Source organism: Microbacterium sp. lyk4-40-TSB-66, assembly GCF_030209475.1.
Lineage (GTDB): Bacteria > Actinomycetota > Actinomycetes > Actinomycetales > Microbacteriaceae > Microbacterium.
Genome location: NZ_JARVRW010000002.1, coordinates 225911 through 241825 on the forward strand (window position 1 = coordinate 225911; position 15915 = coordinate 241825).

The window sequence follows — 15915 nt, forward strand, 5'->3', positions numbered from 1 at the left end:
CCGTTGTAGAGTGCAAGAACCAATCGATCGAGCGAGTCCGGGACGATGACACCGTTATCAGGTAAACCCGATGCCCGCGGAGGATCAGTCACGATTCGCGACGTCGCGCTTCACGCCGGCGTCGGGATCAAGACCGTCTCCCGCGTCATCAACAACGAGCCCAACGTGGCCACGGCCACGGCCGCCCGCATCCGCGCGTCGATCGCCGAGCTCCAGTGGGAACCCGACGCGTATGCGGCGAACCTCCGCCGCACGATGACGCGCACGCAGACCCTCGGGCTGCTGCTCGGAAACGTCGCGAACCCGTTCTCGGCGACGATCCACCGCGCGATCGAAGACCTGGCCATCCACCGTGATGTGGCGGTCTTCGCCTCGAGCCTCGACGACGACCCCGACCGCGAGATCGCCGCGGTGGGGGCCTTCGTGCGCCGCAAGGTCGACGGCCTCATCCTGACCTGCATCGCCGGGAGCCAGGCGTACCTGGGCGAACTGATCCCCGAGAAGATGCCCGTGGTCTTCATCGACCGCGAGCCCGCCGACCTCGCCGCCGACCTCGTACACGCCGACAACGTCGGCGGCGCCGCCCTGGCCACCCGTCACGTGCTCGGTTATGGACACCGCACGATCGCTCTGCTGCTCGACCGCCACGACATCTGGACCGCCCGCGAGCGCGAGCGGGGGTTCCGCGAGGCCACCGCCGAGTTCGGGCTGCCCGAATCGTCGACCGTCATCGTCCGCGACCTGACCGACCAGGCTGCGGCGGAGCGCGCCGTGCTGGAGCTGATGGCCTTGCCCACTCCCCCGACGGCGATCGTCAGCGGGCAGAACCTCATCACGATCGGCGCCGTGCACGCCCTCCGACGGCTGGGTCGGCACCACGATGTGGCTCTCATCGGGTTCGACGACGTCGATCTCGCCGATTTGATGGAGCCCGGGATCAGCGTCATCGCCCAGCGCCCGCAGGAGATCGGGGTGCGCGCCGCCGAGATGCTGTTCGAGACCCTCGACGGCGTCGCGCGCATGTCGCCGCGCCGGGTCGTCGTGCCCGTCGACCTCATCCCCCGCGGTTCGGGAGAGATCCGCCCTCACTGAGCGCGCCGTCGAACGGGAAGCGCGTCGAGGATGTCGCGCGGGCAAAGAAAAGACCCTCCGCGCACCCGGTAGAGCCTGGTTACCCTTGCTACGTTTCCGTCCTGGGGGAGTTGGCCTGGATGCCGCCACGCGGAGAGCCGAGTACAGCTTACCCGACCGGCGAACCTCCTCCCGTCCGAGGCGTCGGGCGGGAGGTCGCGCACCGTTCACGGGTGATCCGAGCCGCGCGGTGCGTGTGACGAGCAGCGGCCCAGGGGTGAGTCGAGGATGAATCCTCGGCATCCATTTTCTCGCCCTCCCCCCGGTCACGCTCGCGACGGCGGATCACACCTCGCCGAACGCGAAGAGCGCTGCGCGGCGCCCGGCGCGAGAGCGATCCTCGCGGCGCCGGGGCGGCACGATCACGGACGGTGCGCAGCCCGTCACACCACGAGGGGAGCGAGGGCGTCGGCCGCCGGACGGAGTGCCGCCAGCACGGTGTCGGGCTCGTCGACGCGATGTCGGGGTCCCGAGAAGCCCAGTGCCCCCGCCAGTCGACCCGCGTCGTCGCGCAGCGGAACCGCCAGACACCCGGAGCCCGCCGCCAACTCGCCGCTCTGGCGCGTCGCGCCCCACCGCGCGAGATCCGCACGGGCGGCGTCGGCTGCCGCGCCCTGCGCCGACGGATCGTCGAGGAGCATCAGGCGACCGAGTGCGAAACGTCCGGGCTCCCGCGTGAGTCGGGCGTGGTCCGACAGCGGGAAGTCGGGGTCGGCGTCGACGACGACGACGCGTCCGTCGACGAAGAGGACGACGTGCACGCCGCCGCGCACACGGTGACGGGCATCGTCGACCACCGCGCGCGCGGCCGACGACAAGCGCACGGGTGGAGCCGCCACCGCGGCCAGCTGCGCGACCTTGGCCCCGAGCGCGAACCCCGCGAGATCCGGAGTACGCACGAGGAACTCGTCTTCGACCAGCAGGTTCAGCAACCGGTAGGTCGTCGCGCGGGGCAGCCCCAGCTCGGCCGACAGGCGTTGCGCCGTGACGCCGGCCCCGAGGTGCGCGACGGCCTCGAGTACCGACAGCGCCGAGTGCACAGCGCCCGGTTGGCGTGCGCCGAGGGCGGGCGCCGTACGCTCACGCATCGCTCGACGGCCTCGGCGAGGGCACTCCCCCGAGGACCTCGGACGCGGTCGGCTCGTCGTACGCGCCGATCGATCCCGACCCGTGCCGACGCCGGAGCATCATCACGATCACCGCGAACACCACCGCGATCACGCTGACCACGGCGAGGCCCGGACCCCCGGTCGCCGTGTCGTCGACGAAGAAGGCGACCAGGGCCGCCGTGAGGGCAGCGGCCGAGAGAGCGGCCACGACAGCCGGCAGAGGCGTCAGCTCGCCGATCCGGCGCAGGAACGCCGGCGCGGCCACGCAGACCAGGATGTAGGCCACGATGTACCCCGCCGCCCCGACCGACAGCGTCGCGTGCATCGCGTCGCGCATGTCGACACCCCCGCCCACCAGCAGCAGCGGCACGGCCGCGATGAGCGGGAGCGCGAGTGAGACGGCGGCCGCGGGTGTTCCGAAGCGGCGGTGCGTGTCGCCGAAGCGCGCCGGGAGCACACCGTCGCGGCTCAGCGCGAACAGCACGCGCACGAGCGCGGTGGTGGAGCCGATGGCGCACGCGAGGAACGACGCCGCGATGCCGACGTCGGCGACGACCCCCCACCCGCCGAGACCGTAGGCGGCGGCGAGGTCGTTCAGCGGCGAGGCGGAGGCGGCGAGGTCCGCCCCCAGCGCGTCGAAGCCCGCGACCTGGGTCACGGCCGCGAGCACGAAGAGCGCACCCGAGATGACGACGGTGCCCGTGATCGCGCGCGGCACGTTGCGCAACGGGGAGACGGCCTCCACCCCCAGCGTCGTGGCCGACTCGAACCCGACGAACGCGGTGACCGCGATGACCGCGCCCGCCGCGAGGGCGACGGCCTCGCCGCCGGTCGAGGGCACCGCGAGCACCGCGCCGACGTCGAGCGGGCCGACGTACACCAGGAGCACACCGAGCAGGACCACGATCAGCGCGACCGACAACACCTCCACGACGAGGGCGACGCGCGCCGAGACATGGATGCCGCGCACGAGCACGAACGCCACGATCGCCGCCTCGACGACGATGGCGCCCGCCGCGACCAGCGGTCGATCGAGTGCGGGCCAGAGTCCGGCGAGCAGGTACGTGCCGTAGTAGGCGCCGCCGAGCAGCGCGAACATCGCCACGGCCGCGTACCCGGTGACGATCGCTGCTCCGGCGGCCAGCCCCGCGCGGGTGCCGAGGCCGCGGGCCGTGTAGGTGTAGAGCCCTCCGGCTGCGGCGAACCGTCGCGCGAACTGTGCGACCGTGCGGGCGACGCCCAGGCTCAGCATGGCGGCGGCGACGATGGCCGCCACGGTCATACCGGGAGCCACCCCGGCGACCAGAAGGACCACCGTGGTGGCGGCGGCCGCGGGGGCCACGGCCGCCACCGACTGCGCCGCCAGGTCGAGGACCCCGATACGGCGCCGCTCCAGGCCGTGCAGCGGCGAGCGCTCGCCGAAACCGGCGACCGGAGCGGGCCTCGCGATGGCGCGGGAGAGTGCGGTCATGTCATCTCCGTCGGGATCAGCCGACGGTACGCCGCGGCGGTTGCGGCAGGGCGACACCCGTGTTTCGGGGGCATGTCCTCCGAATGAGACGGTCGCGGCCGCCGGTCTCAGTCGCGGCAACGACACCTTCACGCGCTCCTCACGGTCGCGCAACGGTCGAGGGGCACTGTCGGTTGCACACCCGAACCCGGAGGAACCGATATGACCCAGCTCGAATCGCAGGGGGTGGCGGCGTCGGCGAAGCGGACCCTGCAGGGCTCCCTCGGCGTCACCGCCATCGTCTTCATGGTCGTCGCCGCGGCCTCACCGCTCACCGTCGTCGGCGGCGCCGCCCCCCTCGGCATCCTGATCGGAAACGGCGCGGGCTTCCCAACGCTGTACGCCGTGAGCGCCGTCGTCCTGCTGCTGTTCGCGGTGGGACTGGCCGCCATGACCCGGCACGTGCCGCGCCCCGGTGCCTTCTTCACCTACATCGGCTACGGCCTGGGTCGGCCGTCGGGCCTCGCCGCGGCGTGGACGGCGATGCTGACCTACACGACCATCCAGGTGTCGGTGTACGGCTACATCGGCTACCTCCTGAGCATCACGGTCGAGTCGCTGGGCGGACCCGCCGTGGCCTGGTGGCTGTACGCGCTGCTGACGGTCGGACTCGTCGGCATCCTGGGCTACCGGCACATCGACCTCTCCAGCAAGGTGCTGGGCGTGCTGCTGGTGGCCGAGGTCGCCATCGTGCTCGCGCTCGTCGCCGCCGTGGTGGTCGACGGCGGACCCGAGGGGCTGAGCGCCGCTCCCTTCGAGCCGACCAACGTCTTCAGCGGCTCTCCGGGAGTGGGACTCATGTTCGCCATCGCGGCGTTCATCGGGTTCGAGGCGACGGCGATCTTCCGCGACGAGGCACGCGATCCCGATCGCACCATCCCCCGCGCCACGTACGGTGCGGTCATCGGCATCGGCATCTTCTACACGCTGGCCTCGTGGGGCCTGGTGATGGCGTGGGGCCCCGGCGGGATCATGGAGGCAGCGGCCGATCCCGGCACCCTGATGCTCCGCACGGTCGCGCTCTATCTCGGGACCGTCGGCGAGATCGTCGTCAACGTGCTGCTGCTGACGTCGATGTTCGCGTGCGTGCTGTCGTTCCACAACGTTCTCACCCGCTACCAGCACGCGATGGCGGGTGCGGGGGTGCTGCCCGACCGCGTGGGCGCCGTGCACGCCCGTCACCTCTCGCCCCACGTGTCGTCGATCGTGCAGACCGCGACCGCGGGCGTGCTCACGGTGGTCTTCGCCGTGCTGAATCTCGACCCGCTGCTGCAGGTGTTCACCTGGTTCGCCGGTGTGGCGACCCTCGCCATCGCGGTGCTGATGGCGGCGACCTCCGTCGCCGTGATCCTCTACTTCGCCCGCACCCGCGCCGATCGCCGGGTGTGGAACACCGTCGTCGCCCCCGCGCTGGGCTTCCTCGGACTCCTCGCCTCGGCGGTGATCATCGTCGTCTACTTCCCGATCATGGTCGGCGACGTCGACGGCGACGGGGCACCGGTCTTCGGCGCCGTGACGTGGTCGCTGCTCGGACTGGTCGTCGTCTTCCCGCTGCTCGGATACGCGCAAGCCGCGTGGATCCGCCGCCGGCGTCCCGCCGCCTACGCCAAGCTCACCGACACCATCGCCGGGTGATCCGGATGCCGCGGCGCCCGTGCTCCCTCCCCCGGCGCCGCGGCATCCGTCCCCGCTGTTCCCGCCCGACCCCGTTCCGACCGTTCCGACCGTTCCACCCGAGAGAGACACCATGACCCTCACCGATCCGACCATCGCCGCCTTCGCCGCCCCCGCGGCGCCCGCACACCCCCTCTCCTCCCTCGCCGCCGCCGAGATCACGGCCGTCCACGCGATCGTCGCCGGGCTCCCCGGCGTCGACGAGGCCACCCGTTTCGCCTACGTCGGCCTCGAAGAGGCACCCAAGGGCGAGGTGCTGGCGTGGGAGCGCGGCGAGGCCCCCGCCCCCGAGCGGCGCGCCCGCGTGCAGTTGCTGAACCTGCGCACGGCCCACTCGCTCGACCTCGTCGTCTCGCTCGCCACGGGAGCCGTGCTGCGCGAGACCGAGCTCGACGGCTCCGACGGACAGCTCCCCATCCTCGACGCCGAGTTCGAGGAGGTCGGCGTCATCGCGAACGAGAGCGAGGTCTGGGTCGCCGCCCTCGCCGCGCGGGGCCTGACCACCGCCGACGTCGTGCTCGTGCCGCTGTCGGCGGGGCACTACGGCTATGAGAACGAGGTGGGTCGCCGGGTGCTGCGCACCTTCGCGTTCCGCCAGGACCACCCCGCCGACCACCCGTGGGCCCACCCCGTCGACGGCCTCACCGCCTACATCGACATCGCCGACCGTCGCGTGATCGAGGTCGTCGACACCCCCGGTTTCACCGTGCCCGAGACGCACGGCAACTACGACGATCCCGAGCTTCAGGGCCCGCCGTTGGAGGGGCTCACGCCCATCGTCATCACCCAGCCCGAGGGGTCGAGCTTCACCGTCGACGGAGAGCACGTCACGTGGGGCGAGTGGGATCTGCGCATCGGCTTCGACACCCGCGAGGGACTGATCCTGCGTCAGCTGTCGTTCGCGGGGCGCCCCGTGATGTACCGCGGTTCGATCAGCGAGATGGTCGTGCCCTACGCCGACCCCGCCCCCAACCGCTTCTGGCAGAACTACTTCGACACCGGCGAGTACCTGTTCGGCCGGTACACGAACGAACTCGAACTCGGATGCGACTGCGTGGGCGACATCACCTACGTCGACGCCGTGCTGTCGGACGAGAACGGGATGCCGCGAACCGTCCGCAACGCGGTGTGCATGCACGAGGAGGACTTCGGCACCCTCTGGAAGCACACCGACATCTTCACGGGCGCGAGCGAGGTGCGCCGCTCCCGGCGTCTGGTGATCTCGTTCTTCACCACCGTGGGCAACTACGACTACGGCTTCTACTGGTACCTCTACCTCGACGGCACCATCGAGTGCGAGGCCAAGCTCACCGGCATCCTGTTCACGTCGGCCTACCCGGGCGCGGGCTACCCGTTCGCGTCGGAGGTCGCACCGGGACTCGGCGCCCCCTACCACCAGCACCTGTTCTCGGCACGGTTGGACATGACCGTCGACGGCGTCGCGAACGTGGTCAACGAGATCGACGCCGTGCGCGTGCCGATCTCGGAGACCAACCCCGCCGGCAACGCCTTCACCAAGAAGGTGACGCCGATCGCCTCCGAGAAGGTGTCGGGTCGTCTCGCCGACGGCGCGGTGAGCCGTGTCTGGCAGATCGCCTCGACCGAGAAGACCACCGAGCGCGGGCAGGCGACGTCGTACATGCTCTTCCCCACCGAGACGCCCGTGCTGCTCGCCGACGACGACTCCTCGATCGCCGCGCGCGCCGCCTTCGCCACGAAGAACCTGTTCGTGACGAAGTACGACCCCGACGAGCGCTACGCCGCCGGCGACTTCGTCAACCAGCACCCGGGCGGGGCCGGCATCCCGGCCTTCATCGCGGGCGACGAGCCGCTCGTCGGAGAGGACGTCGTGCTCTGGCACACCTTCGGCCTCACGCACTTCCCGCGCAACGAGGACTGGCCCGTCATGCCGATGGACTACGCCAAGTTCACGCTCAAGCCCTACAACTTCTTCGAGCGCAACCCGGTGCTCAACGTCCCCGCCCCGGCCGACACGCACTGCGCACCCGCGGCGCACCCGAGCGGGCACGGCGAGTCGTCGGCATCCGGATGCCACTGCTGAGGCAATGAGCGAGATCCTCCACGCCTGGGCGGTCGCGCCCGCGGCGGTCGGCGCCTGCTGTCTGGCAGCCGATCGCGCGCGGGTGCGGCCGCCCGAGGTCGTGGCCTCCGCGCTCATGCTGCTGGCGATGCTGGATGCCGCGGTCTCGGGCGTCGTCGCGCCGGTGTTCTGGACAGCCCTCTTGCTCGTCGCCGCGCTGGCCCTCGCCGTGTGGCGGCGTCCGCGACAGCGCCGCGCCCCGCGCGTGCCCGCGCTGATGACCCTGCACACGACGCTCGGCATGGTCGTGATGGCGGCACTGCAGCTCGGCATGGGCGGGCACGCCGCCGCGCACGCGCACGGCGTCGCCCTCACGCCAGTGCTCATCGTCGCCGTACTGGGCTATGTCTCCCTGTCCGTCATGGCGGGACGACGGATGCCGGCCCTGCTGGACCGCGCGCAGATCGCCGCGATGGCGGCATCCGTCGTCCTCATGACGGTGGCGTCCGTGTGAGACGGCCGCCGCTCACTCGGTGACCGTGGGCCCTCAGCGGACGAGCGGACGCGCAAGGGGCAAGAGACCGGGACGCGACGGAGGAGATTCCGGGACGGGAGGATGTGGCCAGCGGCATCCCCCCTCCCCTCCCGGAATCTCCTCCGCTCCCTGCCCCCGCGTGGCGCGGGGAGAAGTAGGGAATGGGCCCCGACTCCGACACCGTATGGGGTGGGTTCGGCGATGGCGCACACCCGACGAAAACGACGGTGCGGCCGGGGGCACTCCCCCGGCCGCATCGCCTTCTCGCGGATCAGCGCTTCAGGCGCAGCGTCACCAGCTGGAAGGGACGCAGGTCGAGCTGGGCCACGCCGCCCGAGACGCCGGACACCGCCGCGACGTCGACCTCGCGTTCGAGGAGGTCGGTCTCGACGACGCCCGAGATCTCGAACCCGGCCTCCAGCCGCGCGTGCGCACGCTGACCGAGTGCCTCGTACAGGCGCACGACGACGTCTCCCGAGCCGTCCTGGGCGAGCTTGATCGCCTCGACGACCACACCCGGCTCGTCGATCGTCACCAGCGGCGCGACCGATTCCCCGGCCGCATCCGCGACGACGCGCGCGGGCAGGTTGGTGCGGTAGCCCTCGGCCACGGCGTCGACGACGTCGGCGCCCACGACGATGCCCACCTCGAGGTGGTGCGCGCCCTGGTCCTGACCCGGGTCGGGGAACATCGCCGAGCGGATGATCGACAGCCGCACGAGCGAGTACGTGCCCCCGGTCTCGCGCTCGTGGCGGGTGATGTCGTGACCGTACGTGGAGTCGTTGGTCACGGCGACCCCGAAGTCGCTCTCGGCGACCCGCACCCAGCGGTGCGCGGCCGTCTCGAAGCGCGCCGAGTCCCACGAGGTGTTCGTGTGGGTCGGGCGCACGATGTGGCCGAACTGGATCTCGGATGCCGCGCGGTCGGTGTGCACGTCGACGGGGACGCGGAGCTTGAGCAGCTTCTGCTGCTCGTGCCAGTCGACGTCCAGCGACAGACGCACCGCGCGCGAACCCTCGGCCAGCGCGACGCGCTGCACGATGGCGGAGTCGCCGACGGTGCGCTCCACGAGGATCGCGTTCCCGTCGACCGCGACGCGGTCGGCCGCCTCGAGGGCGGTCGCATGGCGGCGGTAGGTCTCGTCGATGTCCCACGCGTCCCACTGGGTGGGGGTGTCGCGGAAGACCTCGAACTGGCCGGCCACCTGGCCGGCGGGGACCACCTCACGACCGGATGCCACGTCCACGAGCGAGGTGATCAGGCCGCGGCCGTCGACCTCGGCGCGGACGATGCCGTTGTCGAGCACCCAGCCCTCGCCCTCGGCGCGGGGAGCGACGTCTCCCGCGGGGGTCGTCGGCGCGATCGCCAGCGCGGGGGTCCCCGCCCGACGGTGGGGGGCGGCGTTGGCGGTGACCACGCAATCGCCGTGACCGACGAGCGCCCGGAGGCTGTCCGCGATGACCTGCTCCAACTCGGCCGCGATGGCCTCGTAGTTGCGCTCGGCGTCGCGGTGCACCCAGGCGATCGAGGTGCCCGGCAGGATGTCGTGGAACTGCTGCAGCAGCACCAGACGCCACAGGCGTTGGAACGTCTCGGCCGGGTAGTCGGCCCCCGTGCGGACGGTGGCGGTCGCCGCCCACAGCTCCGCCTCGCGCAACAGGTGCTCGCTGCGGCGGTTGCCCTGCTTGGTGCGCAGCTGGCTGGTGTAGGTGCCGCGGTGGAACTCGAGGTACAGCTCACCCGCCCAGACGGCGGGATCGGCGTACTCGGCCTCGGCGGTCTCGAAGAACTCGCGCGGGGTGGAGTGCTTGACGATCGGCGCGCCCTCGAGCGAGTGCGTCCGCGCGATGGTCGCGGTCATCTCGCGGGTGGGGCCGCCGCCGCCGTCGCCGAAGCCGTACGGCAGCAGTGACGTGCGCGCCCGGCCCTTGTCGGCGAAGTTGCGCTCGGCGTGGGCGAGGTCGGCCGCGGTGACCTCGGAGTTGTACTTGTCGACCGGCGGGAAGTGCGTGAAGATGCGCGAGCCGTCGATGCCCTCCCAGCGGAAGGTGTGGTGCGGGATGCGGTTGGTCTCGTTCCACGAGATCTTCTGCGTGAGGAACCAGCGCGCTCCCGCGGCCTTCATGATCTGCGGCAGGGCGCCGCTGTAGCCGAACGAGTCGGGCAGCCACACCTCTTCGGTGTCGATGCCGAACTCGTCGAGGAAGAACGTCTTGCCCTCCACGAACTGACGGGCCATCGCCTCACCGCCGACCATGTTGGTGTCGGATTCGACCCACATGCCGCCCACGGGCACGAATCGCCCCTCGGCGACGCGGGCCTTGAGGCGCTCCCAGAGCGCCGGGTAGTGCTCCTTCATCCACGCGAACTGCTGCGCCGACGAGCTCGCGAAGACGAACTCGGGATCTTCGTCCATGAGCGAGAGGACGTTGCTGAAGGTGCGCGAGACCTTTCGGGCGGTCTCGCGCACCGGCCAGAGCCACGCCGAGTCGATGTGCGCGTGACCGACCGCGTGCAGCACGTGGGCACTGGATGCCGCGGGCGCGGCCATCAGCGGTGCCAGCACGTCGCGGCCGGCCGACGCGGTGCCGGCGACGTCGTGGGGATCGATCGCGTCGATCGCGGCATCCATCGCTTCGAGCAGGGTCGCGCGCCGCGCGGACGTGGCGTCGAGCTCGGCGATCAGGCCGTGGAGGAGGCGGAAGTCCTGCAACAGCTCCCACACCACGAGGTCGCGCAGACCGATCGAGATGTCGCGCAGCGTGTAGAGGGGGGCGTCGCCCGCGGTGGCCGGATCGCCCACGGGGGTTGGCTCGAAGGTGAAGAGGCTCCCCACGTCGGGGTTCGAGGCGGCCTCGACGAGAACGTCGACGCGGCCCTCGGCGTCGATCGCCGCGGGCGTGGCGTTGTTGAACGGTGAGACGCCCTTGATCGGCGCGCCCTCGCGGTTCCACACGAGCGCCTCGCACTGGAAGCCGCTCTGACCGGCCGTGAAGCCGAGGTCGATCACGAGTTCGGCGACGGTGCCCGCGGGAAGCTCACCCGAGGAGTCGCGCCAGTCGGCCGGGACCTCCCCCGACACGGCGAACCAGGTGGTCCCCCACGCACGCCCCCACGGTGTGCCGATCGCGAAGGGGCGGTAGGTGGCATCCTGCGCCTCGGCGAAGGTCACGGGCTCGCCCGGAGCCTCCCACGCGGAGACCGTCAGGGGCTGGCGGGAGCGGTAGACGGCGCCGGCGAGACGCTCGCGGATGAAGCGTTCGATGCGCATCTCGATGAGTGCGGTGCGGTCGTGCATGGAATCGATTCCTTGTCTGGGGGGGACGGGTCAGCCCTTGACCGCGCCGGCGAGTGCCGACGGGCCACCGAGGCCGCGCTGCACGAGGACGTACAGACCGAGGACGGGGAGGGAGTAGACGATCGAGTAGGCGGCGAGCTGGCCGTAGGCCACGGCCCCGAACGACCCGAAGAAGTTGAAGATGCTGACGGCGGCCGGCTGGTAGTCGGGGCTGAGCAGCAGCACGAAGGGCACGAAGAAGTTCCCCCACGCCTGGATGAACGTGAAGATGAACACCACGGCGATCCCGGGACGCATCAGCGGGAGCACGATCTGCACGAGGGTGCGCATGGATCCCGCGCCGTCCATCCAGGCCGCGTGCTCGAGTTCGACGGGTACGCCGTCCATGAAGTTCTTCATCATCCAGATCGCGATCGGCAGCGCGCTCGCGGTGAGGAAGAGGATCGTGCCGCCGACGGAGTCGATGAGGTTCAACTGCACGAACAGGCTGTAGACCGGCACCATGATCGCCGTGATGGGCAGGCACGTGCCGAACAGCACCGCGTAGAGGAACGGCTTGCCGACGCGCATCTTGTAGCGCGACAGCGGGTAGGCCGCGAGCGACGCGAGCACCACCGTGGCGATGGACGTGCCACCCGCGAGCAGCACGCTGTTCCACAGCGGCAGGAACAGCAGGTCGGGCTTCATCACGGCCGCGAAGTTGTCGAGGGTGACGACCTCGGGCATCTTGATCGCGAGTGTCGGCTGCGCGTCGAGAGAGGCGGTGACGAGCCAGATGAGCGGGACGACGAACAGGATGCCGATGACGATCATCAACGTGTTCGACAGCGCGCTCAGCGCGCGGGTGCGCGGCGACGAGAGCGAGGCCTTCTTCCGCGCGGACGCGGGGCCCTGGCCGCGGCGGGTGCCGGTGACCTCGGGGAGGGTCGTGGTGGTCATGAGGAGACCTCCTCGCGCAGCGCGCGCACGTAGAAGAACGAGAACACCGCACCGATGAGCAGCATGATCGTGGCGATCGCGGTGCCGTAGCCCAGCTCGCCGAACTTCAGACCCTGCTGGTAGGCGAGGATCGGCAGGGTCGTGCTCGCGTTGCCGGGGCCTCCGCCGGTCATGACGAAGATCAGCGTGAAGACCGAGAGGGTCTGCAGGGTCACGATCATGGAGTTGGTGCCGATGGTCGAGCGGATCATCGGGATGGTGATGAACACGAGGCGCTTGATGCCGCTGGCCCCGTCGACCTCGGCGGCCTCGGTGATCTCGGGCGGCACGTCGGCGAGGGCGGCGGAGTACACCATCATCGAGAACGCCGTCCCCCGCCAGATGTTGGCGAAGATGACCATGAGCACGGGCAGCGTGAACAGCCAGCTCACCGGCTCGGCGCCGAAGACGGCGAGGATGGCGTTGAGGGTGCCGTTGTCACGGAAGAAGGCGTAGGCGGCGAAGGCCGCGACGATCTCGGGGAGCACCCACGCCGTGACGACGATGGTGCCGACGACGGCGGTGACGACGCGGTTGCCCGAGCGCATCATGAGGGCCAGCGCGAGGCCGAGCACGTTCTGCCCGATCACGGCGGAGAAGAACACGAAGACGATCGTGTTGACGACCGAGACGGGGAAGTCGGGGGCCTTGAAGAGCTGGGTGTAGTTGTCGAGTCCGATGAACTCGCTCGCCACGGCGGTCGAACCCGACAGGGTGGCGTTGGTGAGCGAGCCCCACAGCGACACCAGGATCGGGCCGAGCAGGAACACGGCCAGCAGCAGGGCTGCCGGCAGGAGGGGGAGCGCCCGGGCCGACGACCGGAGGCCGCGCGTCTTCACGCGCGACCCCCGGCCGGTGCCGGTCGCCCCGGTCTGCGCCAGGGCGGTCACGGTCAGCCCTTCTGGGTGTTCTCTTCGCCGACGATGCCGATGACGGCCTGGTCGTAGGCGGCGGCCGCGTCGGAGACGCTGGACTGACCGGTCATGACGGCCTCCATGGCGACCTGGATCTGGTTCGAGATCTTGTCGTAGTCCTCCGTCGCGGGACGGAAGTGCGTGGTGTCGACGAAGCTCGAGAAGGTCTCGAAGCTGGGGTTCGCGTCGAGGTACTCGCTGGACTCGGCGACGTCGGCGCGCACGGCGATCTGGCTGTTGTCGATGCCGTAGGCGGTGGCGTTGTCCTTGTTGACCGCGGTCGAGAGGAAGTCCCACGCGGCGTCGGCGTTCTTGGTGTTCTTGCCGATGGCGAGGGTCCAACCGCCCGACATGCTCGTCGAGCCGGGAGCCTGGCCGTCCTGCGTCGGCATGGCGGCGATGCCGAGGGCGTCGCTCCACTCGGGCCAGGCGGCCGAACCGCCTTCGACCCACGCGGCCGACTGCCACGAGCCGTCGAGTGCCATGGCGAGCTTGCCCGAGGGCAGCCAGTCGGCGGTCACGCTGGTGAAGATGTTGGGGTCGAGCGCCTGCTGCAGCGACGGGCCGAGGCCGCCCTGGTAGACGTCGGAGACGAACTGCAGCGAGTCCTTGAAGCCCTGGCTGCCGACGACCCACTTCTTGCTGTCGGTGTCGTAGAGGGTGTCCTCGGTGCCGTAGAGCAGCATCTCGAGGCCCTGCATGGACGCGGCCTCACCGGCCGTCTTCCCCGAGTAGACGTTGAGGGGGATGACGTCGGGGGTGGACGCCTTGACCTTCTCGGCGGCGGAGAGCACGTCGTCCCAGGTCTCGGGCTGCCACGGCACCGGGATGCCGGCGGCGCTGAAGACGGCCTTGTTGTACCAGAGGCCGCGGGTGTCGGTTCCGAGAGAGACGCCGTAGGTCTTGCCGTCGGGGCCGAGGCCGGCCTGCTTGGCACCCTCGGCGAACTGCGACCAGTCCTCCCACTTCGCGAGATAGTCGTCGAGGGGCAGCAGGTAGCCGGCGGCCGCGTCGGACTGGATCTTGAACGTGTCTTCGTACTGCACGTCGGGAGCGGTGCTGGCCGACTTGTTCATCAGCGCGAGCTTCGTGTAGTAGTCGGCACCCTCGGCCTGGATCGGGACGAGCTCGACGGTCATGCCCTCGTGGGCGGCCTCGTACTGCTCCTTCGCCGTCTCCATCAGCGTCTGCATCGCGTTGAAGGTCGCCGTGGTCTGGTAGGCCACTCGGATGGTCGTGCTGTCGCCCGCGTCGGCGCTGCCGCCGGAGCAGCCGGCCAGAGCCACGGTCAGGGCGGTGGCGGTCAGAAGACCGGTCGCCATCGTCAGTTTCTTCATGGAAGCTCCCTTGCTCGGGTGGAGACACCGCGTCGCCAGGAACTTTTATAAATCAAATGGACTAACTCGGCAAGTCCGGGTGTGGTCCTCTCGGTAACGATCCAGCCACGGACCGCTGTGAACCGCGGAAAACCGCCTCAGAGGGCGATCATCATGCGGGCGGGCCGCGCGGCGAAAGCACCGTCGAGCAGGAGGCACGCGGCTCCCACCGCGGCCACGTCGACGCCGACGAGGGAACGGCGGACGACGATCGCCCGCGTCGACGTCGACACCGGATCACTCGCCACCCGGGCTGCGACGGTGTCGCCGAGCACCTCCGCGAGTCGCTCCCAGACGGGGCCGCCGAGCACGACCTCGTCGACGTCGAGGAGGTTGTTGGTCACCACCAGGGCACGCGCGATCCGCTCCCCCGCGCGCTCGAGCACCGCCATGGCCCGCGGGTCGCCGCGGCGCGCGTCGGCGACGAGACGGTCGAGGTGGGGGCGCGTGTCGCCCGCATCTCCCGGATCGACCCCGGCTTCGGCGAGGAGCACGCGCGGTTCGATCGACACACCGAGGCACCCGCGAGAGCCGCACTCGCATCGCGGTCCGTCGGGGTCGACCACGACATGGGCGATGCCGCCGGCGTTGCCGGTGCGCCCGCGCACCGGCGCACCGGCGATGGCCACGCCGAGACCCACACCGGCGCCGTAGTACAGGAACATCGCGTCGGTCAGCCGGTCGGAGCGGTCGAACCACATCTCGCCGACCATCGCCGCGGTGACGTCCTTCTCGACGAGGACCGGCAGGCCGGTCACCGCGCCGAGGTCTTCGCGCACATTGACGTTGTGCCACTGCGGAAGCAGCGGCGGATCGAGCAGGCGTCCGCCTCGGGCGTCGAAGGGACCGGGGGCGGCGACGCCCACACCGAGCACGAGGTCGCGCGAGATGCCCGCGCGCTCGACGATCGTGTCGACGGCGGCACCCACGGCATCCACCAGTTCGGCGGGGGTGGCGTGAGGTGCGCGCGGGATCTCGTCGTGCACGATGACCTCTCCCGCCATGTCGACGACGACGATCGTGTCGACCACGGGATCGAGGTGCACGCCCACGGCGAAACGGGAGCGGGGGTCGAGCTTCAGCAGCGTCCGGGGCTTGCCGGGGCCGGAGATGACCTTGCCCGCCTCGACGATGAGCCCCTCGTCGGCGAGGCGCCGGGTGACGTTGCTCAGCGTCTGGGCGCTCAGGCCCGTGCGCGCCGAGAGTTCCACGCGGCTGAGCCCCTCGGGCGAGCGGCGGATCAGGTCGAGCACCAGCGTCTGGTTGTACTCACCCACCGCGGGCAGGTTGGATCCCGTACGCATGGCCCCCGCCTTCGTTCGCCGGCCCGCGGCGCGGCCCTCGCCGTT

At 70.7% G+C, this 15915-nt stretch carries 11 protein-coding genes and 1 other RNA gene; 4 read left to right on the forward strand and 8 right to left on the reverse strand.

Annotation, left to right across the window (positions count from 1 at the left end):
- Positions 1-45 precede the first annotated feature (45 nt).
- Entirely contained in the window at positions 46-1092 is a 1047-nt protein-coding gene (locus tag QRO03_RS03165) for a LacI family DNA-binding transcriptional regulator (protein WP_285136068.1), read from the forward strand.
- 45 nt (positions 1093-1137) lie between these two features.
- Here QRO03_RS03165 and ffs read toward each other — a convergent pair.
- The 3 genes from ffs to QRO03_RS03180 all read right to left on the reverse strand — a co-directional run bounded on the left by ffs (position 1138) and on the right by QRO03_RS03180 (position 3711).
- An RNA gene (gene ffs / locus QRO03_RS03170) (signal recognition particle sRNA small type) lies at positions 1138-1234 on the reverse strand.
- 280 nt (positions 1235-1514) lie between these two features.
- The gene (locus QRO03_RS03175; RefSeq protein ID WP_285136069.1) at positions 1515-2219 is read right to left on the reverse strand and encodes a helix-turn-helix domain-containing protein; all 705 of its coding nucleotides are present in this window, start codon (positions 2217-2219) and stop codon (positions 1515-1517) included.
- On the reverse strand, positions 2212-3711 hold the full coding sequence (locus tag QRO03_RS03180) for an APC family permease (RefSeq protein ID WP_285136070.1): 1500 nt from the start codon (positions 3709-3711) through the stop codon (positions 2212-2214). Before QRO03_RS03180 ends, QRO03_RS03175 begins: the two co-directional genes overlap by 8 nt.
- A 201-nt stretch (positions 3712-3912) precedes the next feature.
- Here QRO03_RS03180 and QRO03_RS03185 point away from each other — a divergent pair, with 201 nt between their 5' ends.
- From QRO03_RS03185 to QRO03_RS03195, 3 genes are all read left to right on the forward strand, one after another.
- Positions 3913-5385 carry an APC family permease gene (locus QRO03_RS03185; protein WP_285136071.1) on the forward strand — a complete coding sequence of 491 codons (1473 nt, stop codon included), beginning with the start codon at positions 3913-3915 and terminating at the stop codon, positions 5383-5385.
- 112 nt (positions 5386-5497) lie between these two features.
- Positions 5498-7486, forward strand: a complete 1989-nt coding sequence (locus QRO03_RS03190; RefSeq protein WP_285136072.1) for a primary-amine oxidase — start codon at positions 5498-5500, stop codon at positions 7484-7486.
- Positions 7487-7490: 4 nt separating this feature from the next.
- Positions 7491-7979, forward strand: coding sequence for a hypothetical protein (locus QRO03_RS03195; RefSeq protein WP_285136073.1), 489 nt, complete (start codon positions 7491-7493; stop codon positions 7977-7979).
- 292 nt (positions 7980-8271) lie between these two features.
- Here the strand turns inward: QRO03_RS03195 and QRO03_RS03200 are convergent, their stop codons facing one another.
- From QRO03_RS03200 to QRO03_RS03220, 5 genes are all read right to left on the reverse strand, one after another.
- Positions 8272-11298, reverse strand: a complete 3027-nt coding sequence (locus QRO03_RS03200; protein ID WP_285136074.1) for an alpha-mannosidase — start codon at positions 11296-11298, stop codon at positions 8272-8274.
- 30 nt (positions 11299-11328) lie between these two features.
- Positions 11329-12237, reverse strand: a complete 909-nt coding sequence (locus QRO03_RS03205) for a carbohydrate ABC transporter permease (RefSeq protein WP_285136075.1) — start codon at positions 12235-12237, stop codon at positions 11329-11331.
- Positions 12234-13166, reverse strand: coding sequence for a carbohydrate ABC transporter permease (locus QRO03_RS03210; RefSeq protein WP_285136076.1), 933 nt, complete (start codon positions 13164-13166; stop codon positions 12234-12236). Before QRO03_RS03210 ends, QRO03_RS03205 begins: the two co-directional genes overlap by 4 nt.
- Before the next feature lie 2 nt (positions 13167-13168).
- A complete protein-coding gene (locus QRO03_RS03215; protein WP_285136077.1) occupies positions 13169-14527 on the reverse strand; it encodes an extracellular solute-binding protein in 1359 nt (452 codons plus the stop codon).
- A 137-nt stretch (positions 14528-14664) separates the two neighbouring features.
- Positions 14665-15870, reverse strand: coding sequence for an ROK family transcriptional regulator (locus QRO03_RS03220; protein WP_350224117.1), 1206 nt, complete (start codon positions 15868-15870; stop codon positions 14665-14667).
- Positions 15871-15915: the final 45 nt, after the last annotated feature.